Source organism: Gardnerella sp. DNF01157, from assembly GCF_049244225.1.
Taxonomy (GTDB): domain Bacteria; phylum Actinomycetota; class Actinomycetes; order Actinomycetales; family Bifidobacteriaceae; genus Bifidobacterium; species Bifidobacterium leopoldii.
The window spans coordinates 1,129,079-1,145,658 of record NZ_CP058388.1; the positions used below are offsets into that span (position 1 = coordinate 1,129,079).

Annotated in this window: 15 protein-coding genes and 1 tRNA gene; 5 read left to right on the forward strand and 11 right to left on the reverse strand. The window is 47.5% G+C overall.

Annotated features, from left to right (window positions below; translation table 11 throughout):
- Positions 1–67: 67 nt before the first annotated feature.
- From HXT38_RS04200 to HXT38_RS04210, 3 genes are all read right to left on the reverse strand, one after another.
- Complete coding sequence (locus tag HXT38_RS04200) at positions 68–1,093, reverse strand: universal stress protein (protein ID WP_004105206.1); 1,026 nt, start codon at positions 1,091–1,093, stop codon at positions 68–70.
- Positions 1,094–1,231: 138 nt separating this feature from the next.
- Positions 1,232–1,954 (reverse strand): C40 family peptidase, encoded by a 723-nt coding sequence (locus tag HXT38_RS04205; protein WP_032842321.1) that lies wholly within the window; start codon positions 1,952–1,954, stop codon positions 1,232–1,234.
- A gap of 135 nt (positions 1,955–2,089) precedes the next feature.
- Complete coding sequence (locus tag HXT38_RS04210) at positions 2,090–3,235, reverse strand: CHAP domain-containing protein (RefSeq protein WP_004105209.1); 1,146 nt, start codon at positions 3,233–3,235, stop codon at positions 2,090–2,092.
- A 185-nt stretch (positions 3,236–3,420) separates the two neighbouring features.
- On the opposite strand from HXT38_RS04210, the gene HXT38_RS04215 reads away from it, so the two are divergent.
- The gene (locus HXT38_RS04215) at positions 3,421–3,687 is read left to right on the forward strand and encodes a DUF2530 domain-containing protein (RefSeq protein WP_004105210.1); all 267 of its coding nucleotides are present in this window, start codon (positions 3,421–3,423) and stop codon (positions 3,685–3,687) included.
- 82 nt (positions 3,688–3,769) lie between these two features.
- Here HXT38_RS04215 and HXT38_RS04220 read toward each other — a convergent pair whose 3' ends face one another.
- Positions 3,770–5,050, reverse strand: a complete 1,281-nt coding sequence (locus HXT38_RS04220; RefSeq protein ID WP_421791717.1) for a sensor histidine kinase — start codon at positions 5,048–5,050, stop codon at positions 3,770–3,772.
- Between the two features lie 241 nt (positions 5,051–5,291).
- Here HXT38_RS04220 and phoU point away from each other — a divergent pair, with 241 nt between their 5' ends.
- Complete coding sequence (phoU, locus tag HXT38_RS04225; RefSeq protein WP_421791719.1) at positions 5,292–5,972, forward strand: phosphate signaling complex protein PhoU; 681 nt, start codon at positions 5,292–5,294, stop codon at positions 5,970–5,972.
- Positions 5,973–6,143: 171 nt separating this feature from the next.
- Here the strand turns inward: phoU and HXT38_RS04230 are convergent, their stop codons facing one another.
- Both HXT38_RS04230 and lysS read right to left on the reverse strand, forming a co-directional pair.
- Positions 6,144–6,884, reverse strand: a complete 741-nt coding sequence (locus HXT38_RS04230) for a phosphoglyceromutase (RefSeq protein WP_421791721.1) — start codon at positions 6,882–6,884, stop codon at positions 6,144–6,146.
- A 70-nt stretch (positions 6,885–6,954) separates the two neighbouring features.
- On the reverse strand, positions 6,955–8,652 hold the full coding sequence (lysS, locus tag HXT38_RS04235) for a lysine--tRNA ligase (protein ID WP_004105214.1): 1,698 nt from the start codon (positions 8,650–8,652) through the stop codon (positions 6,955–6,957).
- Positions 8,653–8,912: 260 nt separating this feature from the next.
- Between lysS and HXT38_RS04240 the strand changes: the two genes are divergently transcribed.
- The 3 genes from HXT38_RS04240 (at position 8,913) to HXT38_RS04250 (ending at position 11,942) form a co-directional block, all read left to right on the forward strand.
- A tRNA-Pro gene (locus HXT38_RS04240) sits at positions 8,913–8,986 on the forward strand.
- 266 nt (positions 8,987–9,252) lie between these two features.
- On the forward strand, positions 9,253–11,277 hold the full coding sequence (locus tag HXT38_RS04245; RefSeq protein WP_421791723.1) for a DUF4037 domain-containing protein: 2,025 nt from the start codon (positions 9,253–9,255) through the stop codon (positions 11,275–11,277).
- On the forward strand, positions 11,277–11,942 hold the full coding sequence (locus HXT38_RS04250) for a DUF4125 family protein (protein ID WP_004119238.1): 666 nt from the start codon (positions 11,277–11,279) through the stop codon (positions 11,940–11,942). The genes HXT38_RS04245 and HXT38_RS04250 overlap by 1 nt, the downstream gene beginning before the upstream one ends.
- 395 nt (positions 11,943–12,337) lie before the next feature.
- On the opposite strand, the gene HXT38_RS04255 is transcribed toward HXT38_RS04250, so the two are convergent.
- From HXT38_RS04255 to sufC, 5 genes are all read right to left on the reverse strand, one after another.
- Positions 12,338–12,982, reverse strand: a complete 645-nt coding sequence (locus tag HXT38_RS04255; RefSeq protein ID WP_180947422.1) for an HAD family hydrolase — start codon at positions 12,980–12,982, stop codon at positions 12,338–12,340.
- Between the two features lie 71 nt (positions 12,983–13,053).
- Positions 13,054–13,527: a metal-sulfur cluster assembly factor gene (locus HXT38_RS04260; protein ID WP_116971342.1), complete on the reverse strand. Its 474-nt coding sequence runs from the start codon at positions 13,525–13,527 to the stop codon at positions 13,054–13,056.
- 35 nt (positions 13,528–13,562) lie between these two features.
- Positions 13,563–14,255 carry a Fe-S cluster assembly sulfur transfer protein SufU gene (gene sufU / locus HXT38_RS04265; RefSeq protein WP_421791725.1) on the reverse strand — a complete coding sequence of 231 codons (693 nt, stop codon included), beginning with the start codon at positions 14,253–14,255 and terminating at the stop codon, positions 13,563–13,565.
- 87 nt (positions 14,256–14,342) lie between these two features.
- Positions 14,343–15,686, reverse strand: coding sequence for a SufS family cysteine desulfurase (locus HXT38_RS04270; RefSeq protein WP_410294724.1), 1,344 nt, complete (start codon positions 15,684–15,686; stop codon positions 14,343–14,345).
- 94 nt (positions 15,687–15,780) lie between these two features.
- Positions 15,781–16,557: a Fe-S cluster assembly ATPase SufC gene (gene sufC, locus HXT38_RS04275; protein ID WP_004105229.1), complete on the reverse strand. Its 777-nt coding sequence runs from the start codon at positions 16,555–16,557 to the stop codon at positions 15,781–15,783.
- Between the last annotated feature and the right edge of the window lie 23 nt (positions 16,558–16,580).

Genomic DNA, 16,580 nt, shown 5'->3' on the forward strand with positions numbered 1-16,580 from the left:
CAGTTTTCTGCCGTTTTTCGTTACTGGTGCAGATGAGCGACTGCGCACGTAACGACATGCTTTCGCGCTATCGCAGCGGATCGATTGTTTGCTCAATCTCCTTAGCAGCTTCTTTACCAGCCTTCGGCACATCAACCTCATGTACTCCGGAAATATCGTCAATAGACGCTTCAGAATGCTGCTTTTGCGCTGCTGCAACCTGAGCTGCACTAAATTCCACATACTTGCGCGGCACAACGTACACAGGCCTCGAAGAATGCTGCAACAATCCCTGGCTAATCGAACCAAGCAGCAAACCGGTAAAGCCACCGCGACCGCGAGAACCAACAACCACAAGATCATGATTCAAACTAGCTTGAGTCAAAGCTTCAACAGCAGAACCAGGCACAACAGTTCGATGAATTTGCAAATCCGGCAAACGCTGCAAAATTGGCTTCACGCGCTCCTCAAGATCCTCCATGTACGATCCCATAACAGCAGTATCGCCCTCAGCACCTTGCACTCTTGGCACTGCGGAAATAACATCAAGCTCAGCATGCCAGCTATCCGCCAAATCAGCCGCAATTTCAAGAGCTTTAAGCCCCCACTTTGACTCGTCAGAGCCAACAGCCACACGCGTAATCGTATTATTCAAGTGAATACGCTGACCGTCATCGTCAGTGTAAGGCACAACCACAATTGGGCAATACGCATAAGCTGGAAGCGAAGAACTAGTTGTGCCGAGCAAACGCTCTGCCAAGCCACCTTTTCCACGATTACCAATCACAATAAGCTGATAGTTACGAGAAAGTTCCACGAAAACCGAAGAAGGATCGCCCGTAACAATTAGCGTAGTCGCGTCAACTCCCTGCTCAAGAGCAACAGCTTTTGCTTTAGATAGAATTTCTTGCGCATCGTGATGAGCTGCATTATCGTCACCAATCGCAGTGTAGGTGGCATCAAAAGAAACAGCAGCATAACTTGGCAACGAATAAGCGCAAACAATTTGCAATTGCAACCCAGCATGCTTTGCGTAATTTGCAGCCCACCAAACCGCTTTATAACTCGCGTGTGAGCCGTCAACTCCAACCAATACAGCTTTTTCTGGGATCATTGCCAACCTCCTCATACTTGCACTCGCGACAGCAGCGTCACTCGCGCACAACTTGTAAGTACTATTGTAGCGTAATTTTAGATTGAGTGTTGGCAGTTTTGCGATATATAACTACAGAAGCTACAGAAACTATAGAAGCTACAGAATGCGACGAATAGAGTACCCGCCTGGGAACACGTAGCGGATAGGATCGTACTTAGTGCCAGCAAGCTGCGAATTAATTACCATGCCGTTGCCAACATAAATAGAAGCATGCTGCGCATTCGCGATAATATCTCCAGGCTGCGCTTGAGCCAAACTTGGGATTGGAGTTCCAACAGTTGCCTGCGCTCCAGAAGTACGAGGCAAAGAAATACCAACACTAGCAAAAACATACTGCACAAAACCGGAGCAATCCCATCCAGCAGGAGTATTGCCACCGCTGCGATACGGCACTTTGCCTAAGAATTGAGTAGCAAAATTCAAAAGAGAGGCAACAGACTTACCATCAGGAGGAACTACAGAAGCAAGAGGAACCTGTTCAACACCACTGCGGAAACCAGAACGGCTTGCAGTAGCATTTCCAGCAAAAGCACGGCGTGCCGTTTCAGCAGCTTGTTCGCTAGGAGTCTTAGTTTGAGGTACATTCAAGCTTTCTATGCCACCCCAATGAGAATTTGCGTCGACATCAGTAGAAGTGGATTCAGTTAAAATATCGCGACGCACATTCGTCACCTTTGGAAATGCGCGCGTAGAAGTGACAGCTGACTCGGAAAGCTCATGCGAAGACTCTGCCATGGCGAATGGCGCCATAACAGTAAGCATTGAAGCTGCTGCGGCAGCTGATACAAAAACTGAGAAAATTCTACTTTGTTTTAGCATACTTTTTGCAGTATATCATCGGGGCATTACATACGAGAGAAATTAGCAACGCCAGTAACAAGCAAACTCATTTTAGTAATAAACAAACTAATTTTAATAAAGCAGCTTTAGTAACAAAGCTTCAGTAGTACAAATTTAGTAATGAATAAACTGATATTGAGAAACTTCCTTAGCGTCAAACTTGCGCGAGAAAGTTCGTCCTTGGTAAGAAGCACCACATTCAGAAGTTTCAATAGAACCGTCTGAATTAATTTTTTCAACAACTGCAACGTGCCCGTAGAACGGATCAGAACCAGCCTGACCTGAGCGGAACACCATAATATCGCCAACGTGACGAGCGGAATTATCTACCCAATAACCAAGATTGCGCGCAGAATCAGCCCACATATTTCCGTTGCCAAAATGCGAGCCAACAGGCAAACCTAACTGATGGCGACGAACATACACCCACCACGTGCACTGGCTGAACTCATACGCGTTACCGGTATCACCAGTTGCGTGATTTGGATTAAAGCCCTTCGGCAAAACGTCAAAGTCTTTATCCATCAACAAAGCAACCCTAGGATTATTCGCAGCAGAACGTGACATCTCTGCAATATTAAAGCCTGAACCAGAACCTAAATTCCACGAATCAGACTTCGAAGATATAGTAGAAAAAGTGCCAGGTTGTACTGAATTAGCAACCTTATCGGCTAAGTTTTTATGCTTCGAATTCGAGCGAGCAGAACTACTTTCATTCGCACTATTTGCAGCATCAGCAGAGTCCGCATTATGCGATTTTTTAGCAGCATTCTCAATAGAGTCAACAGCGTTATTAATAGTTGCCATAGGATCAAGAGACTCGCGTTGGCTAGAACGCGAAACTGTTGAAGATGCGTCGCCAACTGCAGTCATAGATGGCTCAAATTCGGAAGCACGAGAATCAAAACTATTAACCTTAGTTAAAGCCATAGTAGCTGCAACAGTACCAACCATTGCAACAAGAGAAGTTGAAAGTATTACATTGCGACGACGCTCATTAGCAAGTTTAGACAACCTAAGCGCGCGCCTGCTTTGAGGAACAAGCTCCTGCAAACGCTCAGAAACAGCTTCTGGAAGCTCTACAACAGCACCATTGCTAGTAGCAACCGCAGCCAAACGCTCACTAACACGATTAGCTTGAACAGAACGCATGCCACGCACACTATGCGCACCATGCGCGCCATGCTGAGCGACAAACAGCGAAAGCGGCGAATCACCACGCCTCTTTGCTTTTGTGGCACCATGTGCAGCATGTCTCATACTAATCACTTTCTTATGTTAAACGTGGAACGCAGCGCACGAACGCCACACCCCCAACTGACTTTCTTTCAATCTTCTATGTGAAAGGTTACAACGTGGTTAGGATGTAAGAAACGCACACAACCTAAATCCGCCAATTTTCGCGCTTAAGCTGCACTCGTCACACTTAGACTTCGGTAAGTTGTATGGTTGGAAGTATGAAATTTGCACCTATAGTTAATCCTGATGCACGAAAAGCAGCACCAAAACCGCTGCGAGTTGATTTGCGAAAGGTTTTTGCTATAGGAACGATCGCGTGGCTAGTCGCAACAATAATTGCGCTTATCGTTGCGTTATTGCATATTACAACTTGGTTTCCTGTGTTGTTTTGCGCATCGGGAACAATTATTGGCGTTCTGCTATTAATTTGGGAACATTTTGACCGCTGGGACTACAGGCGCTTAGGAAAATAGTTTATTGCTGATTTGCTGAATTATTTACTGCTGATTTGCTGGCTTGCTAACTTACTGATTTTCTAACTTACTAATTTGCTGCTTATTTATTTGCAATTGGTAGCGCAAAACTTACGGTAGTACCCTGCCCCGGCATACTCCAAAGAGTAATATTTCCGTGGTGCGTAAGTGCCACATGCTTGGCAATTGCAAGCCCTAAACCAACGCCATCCTGGCTTTGACTATTTTGATTATTCGCACGATAGAATCGTTCAAAAATTCGCGACTGATCTTGCAAATCAATGCCAACTCCGCGATCTACAACACGGATCACAGCGTATTGACCATCTGTCGATAGTGACGCAGATAACGAAACTGTAGAATTTTTTGGAGAATACGTAATTGCATTCTCAACTAATTTCCGCACTGCAGCTTGAATTTGCGAAATTTCACCGCGCACGCACAAACGCGAATCGACTTTTGACACAACATGTACGCAACAATCCTTAGCAAACGCAGCAACTTGATTTTGCACATACGACAAAACATCATTCAAAGAAAATACTTGCGCAGAATCTAAGTCAATAGGATTTTGAGCGCGAACCAGCCACAACAAATCTTCAAGCATGTGCTCAAGTTTCTTGGAAGATTTACCGGCAATTTGCGCAATATCTTTAATTTTTTGAGCAGATACCTGTTCGTTTTGCAAAACTTTCGTAAGCTGAGTTAAGTTGCGAGTAGATCGCATTAACTGCTCAGAAACGTTGGAAATAAAGTCGTCGCGAGTTTGCGCAAAACGGTGAGCTGCACTCGTATCCTCAATAATTACAACTACGATACCGCCTCCAATGCTTCCAGCCGTAACAGTAAGCCAATTAGGGCGCGAAACAGTGGTTGACTCTTGAGGATTTGCAGTTATTGACACATAACGCTCAGGGGTCGAAGTAACCAAAGAGAAGCGCTCGAATCCGCCAGAAGCGCGTACGGAATTAACAGCTTGAAGAACGCGAGGCTGGCATAACGAATCATCGCTAACAACACCCAGCAAATAAGCTTCAGAACTTGCGCGAATTACGTCATTGTTGGCGTCAATTACAACAGTTGGCATGTCGAGCATTGCCAAAACTTGGGACGCGTCGTAGCTGATATCGTCACTTGCGTTGTCGCTTGAATCGTCGCTTATGTCGTCGCTTTCGTCATACTTTGCGTCATACCTTGCGCCATACTTTGCGCCACGAATATAATTAAACGCTCGTTTAAAAAGACGGCAAACTGTAGAAAACCAATCCGACATCAACACACACAACGAAAGCACAACGCACAACGCAAGCACGCCGAAAGCAACAAATACAACGATCACAACCGCAGAAGAACCTTGAGGCATACTCCTATAATCTCATACTTTGCGCGCTTTTGTAACTATGCAACTAAAAAGCGGCATAAACTTTACACGGCTGTAAAGTTTCGGTCGAAAATCACCACAAAAACGGCAGAAACTTTACACCGCCGTAAAGTTTCGGTCGCTTCGTTACCAGCGTCGTCTATAATTACATAGGATGCCTGACTTATAGCGACGTGCAAACTAGGCGTTCAAATAAACTCACAGCACTGAGAAAGGACGCACCATGCGAGTAATTTTCAACGAAGAAATGAAGGCGATTGCTTCAAACCTCGAACGCATGGCAGAACTTGTAGCAAAAGCTATGAACGATGCTGGAAGCGCGCTTTTAAACGCGGATTTGGAAGCTGCTCAAACTGTTATCGATAAAGACGCAGACTTAGACGCTTTAGAAGCAAGCACTATTGACCAATGCTTGACTTTGCTTGCGCGCCAAAACCCAGTTGCAACGGACTTGCGCGAAGTTGTAGCTACAATGCGATTAGCTGCAACGTTTGAACGCATGGGAGATTTAACAAGTCATATCGCTCAAATTACTAGACGAACCTGGCCTGAATCTGCTATTGCACAAGAAGGACGCGAAACTATTGTTGCAATGGTTGATTTCTTGCGCGAACTGTCAGGTCGCTTAACGACCATGGTTGCAAATCGCGACGTGCAAATTGCGGAAACTATTATTGCTGGCGACGATGCGCTCGACAAATTACACGAGAAGATTTTTGAGCTGGTGGAAGGCGAAAATTGGAAGGGTACGCGCAGGCAGTTGATTGATGTCGTTCTGCTTAGCCGCTTTATTGAGCGAATTGGAGACCATTGCGTTGCCGTCGCAAGGCAAATTGTGTTTATTGTTTCCGGATTCGATCCGTCCAAGAAGCCAGAGCCAGATAAAGACACTGTTGTAGCGTAACGCGGTTACAGCAAAACACGCTACGCAATTTCAAGTTGCACAAAGCGCGCATGAAAATAAAAGTAAACAAAAAGTAGGTTTGCAAATTAATTGCAAACCTACTTTTATTTTAAAAGCTAACTTAAGCTCTCAAAATTAACTTAAGCGCTCCAAAGCCAGCGAATCAGAATCTCACTTCTGACCCTGAGCAGCCACAGCGGCAGCACCGGCAGCAGCAGCTTCTGGATCCAAATACTCACCGCGAGGCTTGATTGGCTTGAAGTTCTCATCCAACTCGTAAAGCAGAGGAATAGCGGTTGGAATGTTCACCTTGGAAATCTCTCCCTCGCTCAAGTTATCGAGCATCTTAACGATTGCGCGCAAGCTGTTGCCGTGAGCAGCAATCATTACAGTCTTGCCGGACTTAAGCTCTGGAATAATATCCGACTCCCAGTAAGGAGTTACGCGAGTCACGACGTTTGCCAAAGCCTCAGTTTCTGGAACTGGTTCGCCAGCATAACGCGGATCGTTAGCCTGGGAATACTGATCATTTGGATCAATCTCAGGAGGTGGAGTTGCGTAAGAGCGACGCCAAATCATGAACTTCTCATCGCCATATTCCTGACGAATTGCAGACTTATTCTTGCCTTGCAAAGCACCGTAGTGACGCTCGTTCAAACGCCAGCTGCGACGAACTGGAATCCAAAGGCGGTCGGCTGCATCAAGCGCGTAATTCGCGGTATTGATAGCACGACGAAGCAAAGAAGTGAACACGATGTCTGGAAGAACGTTCTTCTCTTTAAGAAGCTCGCCACCATGCTTAGCTTCCTCGACACCCTGCTCAGTCAGCGGTACATCAACCCAACCAGTGAACTGATTGGTTTTATTCCATGCGCTCTGACCATGTCGGAGCAATACTAATTTGTATGTCATAATTACCTAGTCTATTCGTTTCATACGACTACTTGCATTAACACTTACATTAACTTTGACTTTGCGTCAACTAGCGAAGAGGCTTTACGAGTGGGAATGTAATTGTTTCGCGAATAGTTGCGCCCGTAAGAGCGATCAGCAAGCGATCAATTCCCATGCCCATGCCGCCAGCAGGAGGCATGCCGACGCCGAGAGCCTCAATGAAGTCCTCATCAATATCCATTGCCTCAACATCGCCAGCCAAAGCATCCTTAGCTTGAGCAACAAAGCGCTCGCGCTGCACAACAGGATCGTTAAGCTCAGAATAGCCGGTTGCAAGCTCAAAGCCGCGCACGTACAAATCCCACTTTTCAACCATTCCAGGCTTCGTGCGGTGACCCTTAACAAGCGGGCTAGTCTCAACTGGGAAGTCACGCACAAACGTTGGCGCGTAAAGCTTATCCTCGTAGAAGTGCTCCCACAAGTGCTCAACCAACTTGCCGTGATTCTCAACTTCGTCGCGCTCAACGCCAAGCTTGTCCGCAATCGCGCCCAAATGCTCAACAGAAGTTTCCGGAGTAATCTCCTCACCCAAAGCCTCAGAAAGCGAGCCGTACATGGTAATCTGCTTCCATTCGCCACCAAAATCGTACTCTTCGCCGTTAAGCAAAGTCACCTTAGTTGAACCGAAAGCGTCTAGTGCAGCCTTTTGAATCAGCTCCTTGGTAAGAGCAGCAATCGTATCGTAAGTGCCGTAAGCCTGGTAAGCCTCAAGCATTGTAAACTCTGGAGCGTGAGTTGCATCCACGCCTTCGTTTCTAAAGTCGCGGTTGATTTCGAACACGCGCTCAATGCCACCAACCAAGCAGCGCTTCAAGAAAAGCTCCGGAGCAATGCGCAAATAAAGATCAATGTCGAAAGCGTTCATGTGAGTTGTGAATGGACGAGCAGCAGCACCGCCGTGAACCGTTTGCAACATTGGAGTTTCGACTTCCAAGAAGTCATGACTGTCGAAAGTACGGCGAAGAGAAGCCACAGCGCGCGAACGCCTGCGAACCATATCGCGAATCTTTTCGTCCGCAATCATGCCAATATATGGCTTACGCGTACGAGTGTCGTCGCTTAATTCCTTGTGCAAAGCCGGAAGCGGCTGCAAAGCCTTAGCTGCAATCGCCCACTCAGTTGCGAATACGGAAAGCTCACCGGTCTTAGAAGAAATCACGCGACCACGCACGTAAAGATGATCGCCCAAATCCACCATCTGCTTGAAGCTTTTAATGGATTCTTCGCCAATTTCCTTCTTGGAAACCATCGCCTGAATCGTAGTACCGTCACCGGCAGAAAGCTTAACAAAGCACAAGCCGCCAGCGTTACGCAAGAAAAGCACGCGGCCTGCAATACCAACCTCAGTATCGGTTTCTTCGCCAGCTTCAAGCTTGCCATCGAAATCAGCACGCACCTTTTCGATAGTATCCGTAACGTTAAGGTGCACAGGATAAGGCTGCACGCCTTCCTTAAGCATCATTGCGCGCTTAGCAACGCGCATCTGTACCTGCTCAGGATGAGCTTGTGGCCCAAATTCTTTATTGCTTGGGTCGATTGCTTCATCCAGAGTTGCGCCTTCGTTTACGCGCTTGGCGATTGCTTCGTCTTGAGCGAGTAACATTTCGGCATGTTCAACAGTGTCAATTTCATTGACGGTATCTGTTGCTTCGTTTTCTGCTGCATTTTTATCGGCAGATTCTGCGGCACTTTGCGCGGCAGACATTGCAGTATTGGTGTCAGTCATAAACGCTAATTGTAGCCAGTAGGTAATACAGGTTTTATACGCGACTTGCAGTGCTAATTTGCGATATGTTTACACAGAAGCTGTAGCGATAATTTGTAATATGTTTACAAAGGAATTCCGCAGCTTGTACGCAATATACTTGCGCGGGACTTACTTTGCGCAACTTGCACACGCTTTACAATAATTTGTATTAGCCAACCTGTAACATTACGGACGTTGTTGGAACTTTTATGCGCATATGCTTTCGCGAGTTTCAGCATCGGGCTGTAGCGCAGTTTGGTAGCGCGCTTCGTTCGGGACGAAGAGGCCGCGGGTTCAAATCCCGCCAGCCCGACTTTTGATTTTTGGCATTACCCCCCCCCACGCAATTTCGACATTTCCTATACACTGCTGTAAAGTTTCTGCCGTTTTTTGGCTTGCAACCGACTTTTTCTTTACACGTGTGTAAAGTTTCTGCCGTTTTTTGGCGCGAAGGCGGCATAAACTGCGCGCGGCTGTAAAGTTTCTGCCGGTTTTTGACGTAAAAACGGCAGTTTCTTTACATGACTGTAAAGTTGAAGTCGATTGATTGTGAACAAGCGCAATAGCAAGGGGGGTTTGATGGAGAACGCTGCGCAATTTTATAACGAGCTTGACGAAATGTTTGCGAATCACGCGGGCGCTGACGCGATTGAATCGTACCTTTTGCGAAAACTTTCCGAAACCAATCCCCTGCAGCTTTCAGTTCTCAACGAACTCATGGGATTTTACCGTTCGCGCGGAGAGTACGCAAAAAACAAGCCAATCATTGATAAGGCGCTAGATTTGGCAAAAAAGATGGATTTAGCAGGCACCGAAGCCGGCACAACTACGCTAATTAACGCCGCCACAAGCCTTCGCGCGGCAGGCAGCTACGATCGCGCCGAAAAAATTTACACTCAAGCTCTTAACGAATCCACCGAAACGCTCGGCGCTAAAAACCGCAAGCTTGCCGCACTTCACAACAATCTTTCGATGCTTTACAGCGAAACCGGTCGCACTCATGATGCAATTGAGGAGCTCAATCATGCGCTTGAAATTTTGCAAAATACGAGCACGGATCCTGAGCGCGACATCGATATTGCCGCTACGCACACGAATCTTGCGCTTGCAATGTTGCAGGAGTGCTCAAAAGAGTGTACGCAAGAACGCAAGGAGTGCTCAAAAGAATGCTCGCACCCTAACACCAGCACAAACAGCAAATCCGCGACTCTTGACTCCGCTTTTGAACACGCTTCGACCAGCGTTCGCATGTACGTCGCGGGGAATAACGAAAATCAGCCGCACTACGCTTCTGCATTGGCAGGTTTTGCGCAAGTACAGTGCGCGCGCGGCGAGTACGCTCAGGCTGAGGAAAGTTACAGTAAGGCACTTGATTTGATTGCGAGATGCTACGGAAAAGATAGCGAATCTTACGCGATTACGGCAGAAAATTTGCGGCAGACGCGCGAGTTGGCAGAAAAAGTTACGAAAGAATCTACAGAAATTCAAGAATCAGCAAACCAAGATATAACAGAACAACACTCAACGAACTCACACGCAGCAAACCAGAACGCAGCAAACCATAATATAAAAACTGGCATGCAATTAGCGCAATCATATTGGCAAACTTACGGAAAGCCGTTACTTGATCAGCCAAAATTTGCGAAATACAAGAACCGCATAGCTGCAGGATTAGTTGGACACGGATCGGAATGCTACGGTTTTGACGACGAGATTTCGCGCGACCACGATTTTGGACCCGGTTTCTGCTTATGGCTTACCGACGAAGATTACGCGGAAATCGGCGCGGATTTGCAGACTGCTTACGACGCACTTCCGCGAAAATACGCCGGTTTTGGCTCTCGCAACGAAACACCGCGCGCTAAATCATGCGAAAGCAGCAAGCGCGTCGGAGTGTTCAGCATAAGCGAATTTTTCGAAAATCTAACCGGCTTCCCCACCGCTCCAAGCCAAAACGAGCCGCACTTATGGCTATCGCTAAGCGAGTCAACGCTTGCAGTAGCAACGAATGGCAAAATTTTCGCGGATCCTCTTGGAGAGTTCTCAAAGGCGCGCCAAAGCTTCAAGCTCATGCCGGACGACGTGCGAATCTCACTAATCTCACGCAGACTTGGCATGATTTCGCAAGCTGGCCAGTACAATTTCCCACGCATGATCGCGCGCAAAGACGCTTCCGCAGCGTGGCTTTCTATCAACGAATTCGTACACGCAACCGCTTCACTCGTGTTTCTGCTCAACAATCCCGTAACCGCAGGCTACTTGCCGTACTACAAGTGGCAGTTTGCAGCGTTACGAAAGCTCTGCAACCGCATGGCTTCTAGGCTTCCGGAAGTGTGCAGCAAACTTGAGTCAATAATGCGACTTTCTTCCGCTTCTTGCTTTGGCGGAGACGGCTCCGGCGGAGACAGTTTTGGCGAAGGCGGGAAGGGAGCCGGAATTGCGCAAAAGCAAGTTACGCAAATAATTGACAGCATTTGCAAGGATATTGTGCGAGAGTTGCAATACGAGGGCTTAAGCGATTGCGACGAAACTTTTTTGGAATGGCAGCGGCCGTATGTTGAAGCGCATATTAATTCGCGTGCGGCATGCTTGAGGAGCTTATGATGTGCGATTTATCAGCAAATCCGAAAACGCAAAATCTTCCGAAAACGCAAAATCCGAGAACGCAAAAGCTTGCGGAAGAAATCACTAAACTCGAGTGGGATCAGTTCCAGCTCACGCAAAACGAAGGCGGACGCGCGAATTGCCAAGGAAACTGGCCAACATTTCGCATTATGCGCATGAGTCAATTTTTGGCGTGGCCGCTTGATTTGCAGGAGTCTTATAAACAGGATCTTGAGCGCGCGAATAGCGATGGACGCAATTTGATTACGGAAAAGTATGCGCGAATGATGGAGTCGACTGCTCCGGAAATTTTTGAGCGCACGATTAAGCCTTATATTAAGCCGATTTTGGAGCCTAGAAAAAGCGCGCAGGAGCAGATTATTTTAACGCAAGTCGAGTGGGCTGCGGATTTTCGCAATCGCTACCCGCATTTAGGTCTTGCGATGCGCGTGCTTAAAACTAGCGAGGATACGGCAGAAAATACGTCTTTTGAAACGTATTTGCGAGGCGAATTAAGCACATATTCTGACGCAACTTTCGCAAAATACCAGCGTTTTGTAAATAATTTGCGCACGGAAAATCTAAATCTTACGCAAATGATAATTGCGAATACTGTGCGCATGTATGGCTACGATTCGCTCGAAGCAGCCGAGCGCGCGCAATAAAGTGCGAGCGCCGGATTCATTCGTTACGCACACCAGTCACAACCTAGTTTCTAAAGCACCGCCACGCGAACCTGCCCTGCCCTCGTCAATCGAGACGAAGGCAGACCTCGCTTGCGTTGAAAGCACACTGTGCTTCACATGCCAAATCAGCCGAACGGCTACCAAAAGCCGTGAGGAACATGCGCGAAAGCAGGTCGTCAGCGCACACCAGTCACAACCTAGTTTCTAAAACACAGCCACGCGAACCTGCCCTGCCCTCGTCAATCGAGACGAAGGCAGACCTCGCTTGCGTTGAAAGCACACTGTGCTTTCAACCCTGAGCAAGCTCGGCGCTCCGAATTGCTTTCGCGCGCTAAATCGCAGCGCTCAAGCAGGTCGTCGCGCACGCGCGCAACTTAAGAATAAAGCAACGACGCTGCAGAAGCGGCGCGAGAATCACTTTCGAGAAAAAGCGTGGAAGCAGCAGAAAGACCGGCGTGTTGCAAAAACGCGCGGTAAAGCATTACGTCAGGTTTGCGCGAATGCGATTCGTAAGATGCACAAACACCGTTTAACTCACCGAGTATTGGGCAAGTTTTGCGCGCGCAGTTTAACCAATCGCAAGAAGCGTTACCAAGTGCCCACACGCGCACGCCGCTCGCAATCAACTCGCGTGCCACAGCCGAAGCATCCGCGCGCTCGCCAGCAAAACCACGCTCGAAACGCTCAAAATACAAGCGATATAGCCACGTAACTGCCGGTCCGTGATGCTCATCAAACGAATCCATCGCTTGCTTTCTGCTCCACCCAGCCTCGCGCAATGACTCGTGAAACTCAAAACCCCATTCCGGCTCGAAACTAAAGAGCACTTCCCCAATAAAATCCGGATAATCTGCATCCAGAGTGCGGCGCACATCCCAATCTACAAGCAATTGCAAGTCGAAAACAACGTCAGTCATTCCGCGCGAAGCATACTCGCTGATACTATTTTTGCGCACATCACTTATTTCGCGAATATCACAGATACCGCTTGCACTAACTGCTTTTATTTCAGCGCCCATAATTCCCACTTGTGCAATACGTTGCTTTCAAAACAGAAACAACAAAACAAAACAGCACACCAACCAAATACTCACACAGTTGGCGGAATACCGGCACTCATCGACGCATCGCCAACTACGCCAGAACCGTACATTCCTGCAGCAAAACTCGCTTGCAAACTGTTGAGATTGTAGCCAAGCGCCTCAAGCTGCGCGCGACCGTCCTCATTAATGTTTTCAACGCTCCAACGCGGCTTCCACGTCCAGTCAATGCGGAACTCTTCGACCAAGCCTGCGAGCGCATTCGCACACTCATCCTCAATCAATTCAGTTAACGGACATGCAGGAGTAGTAAGCGTCATAGTAATAATTGCGCGCCCAAGCTCATCAATTTCAATGCCATAAACCAAGCCTAAATCAACCACATCAATGCCAAGCTCAGGATCCACAACATCGTGTAAAGCGTCTAAAATATCATCTTCTGTAACTCGGCCAATGTCATTTGCGCTTAAATTCGCAGGATGCGTTTCATGCGTCACCTCAGATGCCAATTGATTTTCTGCCATAATATTCCTTGCTTTGCTTGTACCAAAATTCGATTTTACAAGTTGCCAAGAATTTGCGGATTTAAGTTTTGCGAGGCTTTTGCAATGCTGTCTTTTAAGCCTTCCCACGCCAAAAGCGCGCACTTAATTCGCATTGGGTAGCGCGATACGCCTTGCAAAACCATTGCATCTTCCAGCGCATCTTCGTCCTCTTCGTTTTCAAAACCTGCGCCGCGAGATTCCATAAGTTTGTGGAAAAGCGCGTCTAATCGCAAGGCTTCGTCAACCGATTTTCCTTCGACTAGATCAACCATCATTGAAAGGCTTGCTTGCGAAATCGAGCAGCCGTGACCATCCCACTTAATACTTGATACTATTGGTGTTTCATCATTATTGGCGCTGCGTGAAAGCTCCACGCGCATGGTAACTTCGTCGCCGCAAGTTGGATTGAATTGGTGCGATTGACCTAAAGCAGAGTTTTCGCCAGCTGCAACAGCGCAACTTTCGTGAGCATTATTTAAGGTAATTTCGGCAGATTTTGTATTTTCTGCAGATTCTTGAGATTCTTCCTGCAATTCCGCTTGTGCGAGCTCGTCCGTACTTTCGAAATGAGTTTTGCCATGCGGATTTCGCGCAGCATCCAAAATTACTTCTTGGTACATGCTTTCTAAGCCGTCACCAGCCGCATCTGCAAAACCAGCATCTGCACCAAAACCAGCACCTGTTGTACCAAAACCCATATCAAACATACACACTCCTTACCTACTCGCTAACTCGTTGACTCGCCGATTCGATTGACTAACTCGCTAACTTCTCCAACTCGCTCGCTAACAATATTATGCGCCAAAGTAGGCGCGAACGTGTGAGACTGCTTCAACAAGCGCACGAGCCTCATCAATCGTATTGTAAACGCCAACAGAAGCACGATTCGAAGCGTACACGCCAAAATGACGGTGAATCGGCTGAGCACAATGATGCCCGACGCGAATCGCAATGCCCTGCGCGTCCAAAAACTGTCCAACATCGTGCGGATGCACGCCTTCAACTTCAAAAGCAACTGTGCCAATTCGATTCTCTAAATCAGTCGGACCCAAAACGCGAACTCCTGGAACATCCCGTAATTTTAGCAATTCTGCAGCAATTTCCTGCTCATGCTCTGCAACTCGGTTCATGTCCAACGAGCGCAGCCAATCCGCTGCAACTCCTGCCGCAACCATTTGCGCAACAGGCTGAGTTCCAGCCTCAAAGCGGTAAGGCACATCCATGTATTGCGCCGGCTTGTTAAGCCAAGCAAGCTCCACCATTGAGCCGCCAAAATTCGCAGGCGGAAGCGCGTTCAAAAGCTCGCGACGACCATACAAGAATCCAACTCCCGTAGGACCATACATTTTATGCGCACTAAATGCCGCAAAATCAACGTCTAATGCGTGAAAATCAACTGGAATATGCGGAACTGACTGGCATGCGTCAAGCACAAAAATCGCGCCGACTTCGTGAGCGCGCTTGCAAATCGACGAAACGTCCGTAATAGCGCCAGTAACGTTGCTAATATGCGTAACTGCAACGATTTTCGTGCGCTCGTCAATAATTGTTCGCAAATAATCTGCATCCGTGCGCACGCGACCGTCTTCTGTTACATCAATCCAGCGAAGCTCAGCCCCCGTGCGAAGAGCCAGCTCTTGGAATGGAAGCAAAACAGAATGGTGATCCGCGCGAGATACGACTATTACGTCGCCTTCTTGAAGCGCAAAATTTTTGCGGAAATCACTTTTAGAATCAGCCAGATCACTACTGTCTTTTTTGCAGATTTTTGCCTTCGCACTAGCGTTACTAATAGCAGTTGCGAGAAGATTAAGCGCGCCTGTAGCTCCCGAAGTAACAACAATTTCCTCGCTGCCAGCATCTGCGCACGCTCCAACAAGCAACGCAACTTTCGCGCGCGCTTGTTCAAACGCAACCGTCGAAAGTGCAGCCAACTCGTGCGCTCCCCTGTGCACACCAGCGTTAATTGTTTCGTAAAACTCTTTTTCGGCGTCGATTACAACTTGCGGCTTTTGCGAAGTAGCTGCAGAATCCAAGTAAATCAAAGGTTTTCCGTGCACAGTATCGTGAAGCGAAGTGCCGTGAACTGTGCGACTTAAAATCGGAAACTGCGAGCGCAAATCGCTAAATTCTCGCATAATATTTTCTGTAGTCACTGTAGTCATATTAAACCGCTATTTTGACGCTATTCTTACGAATATACAGATAGATTAAACTGTACTTGAACCGCGCTTAAGCCAGTGCCGACTCAGTTGTACCTTCCGGCAAATACTTGTCGTAGCCTTCTTCTTCCAGCTCGTCCGCAAGCTCCGGTCCTGCAGTCTTTACAAAGTGACCTTGCGCAAAAACGTGCACAATATCCGGCTTAATATACTTGAGGATTCGCGTGTAATGCGTGACCATCATAATGCCCAAACCGGTGTTTTCTTTGGCGCGATTCACGCCTTCAGACACAATTCGAAGCGCGTCAACGTCCAAACCAGAATCAGTTTCATCCAAAATCGCAAACTTTGGCTTCAAAAGCTCTAGTTGCAAAACTTCCGCACGCTTCTTTTCACCGCCGGAAAAGCCTTCGTTTACAGAACGCGACGCAAATTTTGGATCCATTCGAAGCTTTTTCATAGCCTCGCTAAGTTCTTTCACCCAGCTTCTTAAAGATGGAGCTTTGCCTTCGACTTCAGTTTTTGCAGTGCGAAGGAAGTTCGTCATAGATACGCCCGGTACCTCTACCGGGTACTGCATTGCAAGGAACAGTCCGGCTTTTGCGCGCTCGTCAGGAGTCATTTTCAAAATATCTTCGCCGTCGAGAAGAACTTGACCCGAATCAACTTCATACTTTGGGTGCCCTGCCAAAGTGTATGCAAGAGTAGACTTTCCAGATCCGTTAGGACCCATAATTGCGTGCGTTTCGCCAGAATTAACTGTAAGATTCACGCCTTTTAAGATTTGCTTGCGACCTTCTTTTGTTTCTACAGAAGCGTACAAATCCTTAATTTCCAAAGTTGACATGTTTTTCTCCTATTCTTCCGTTC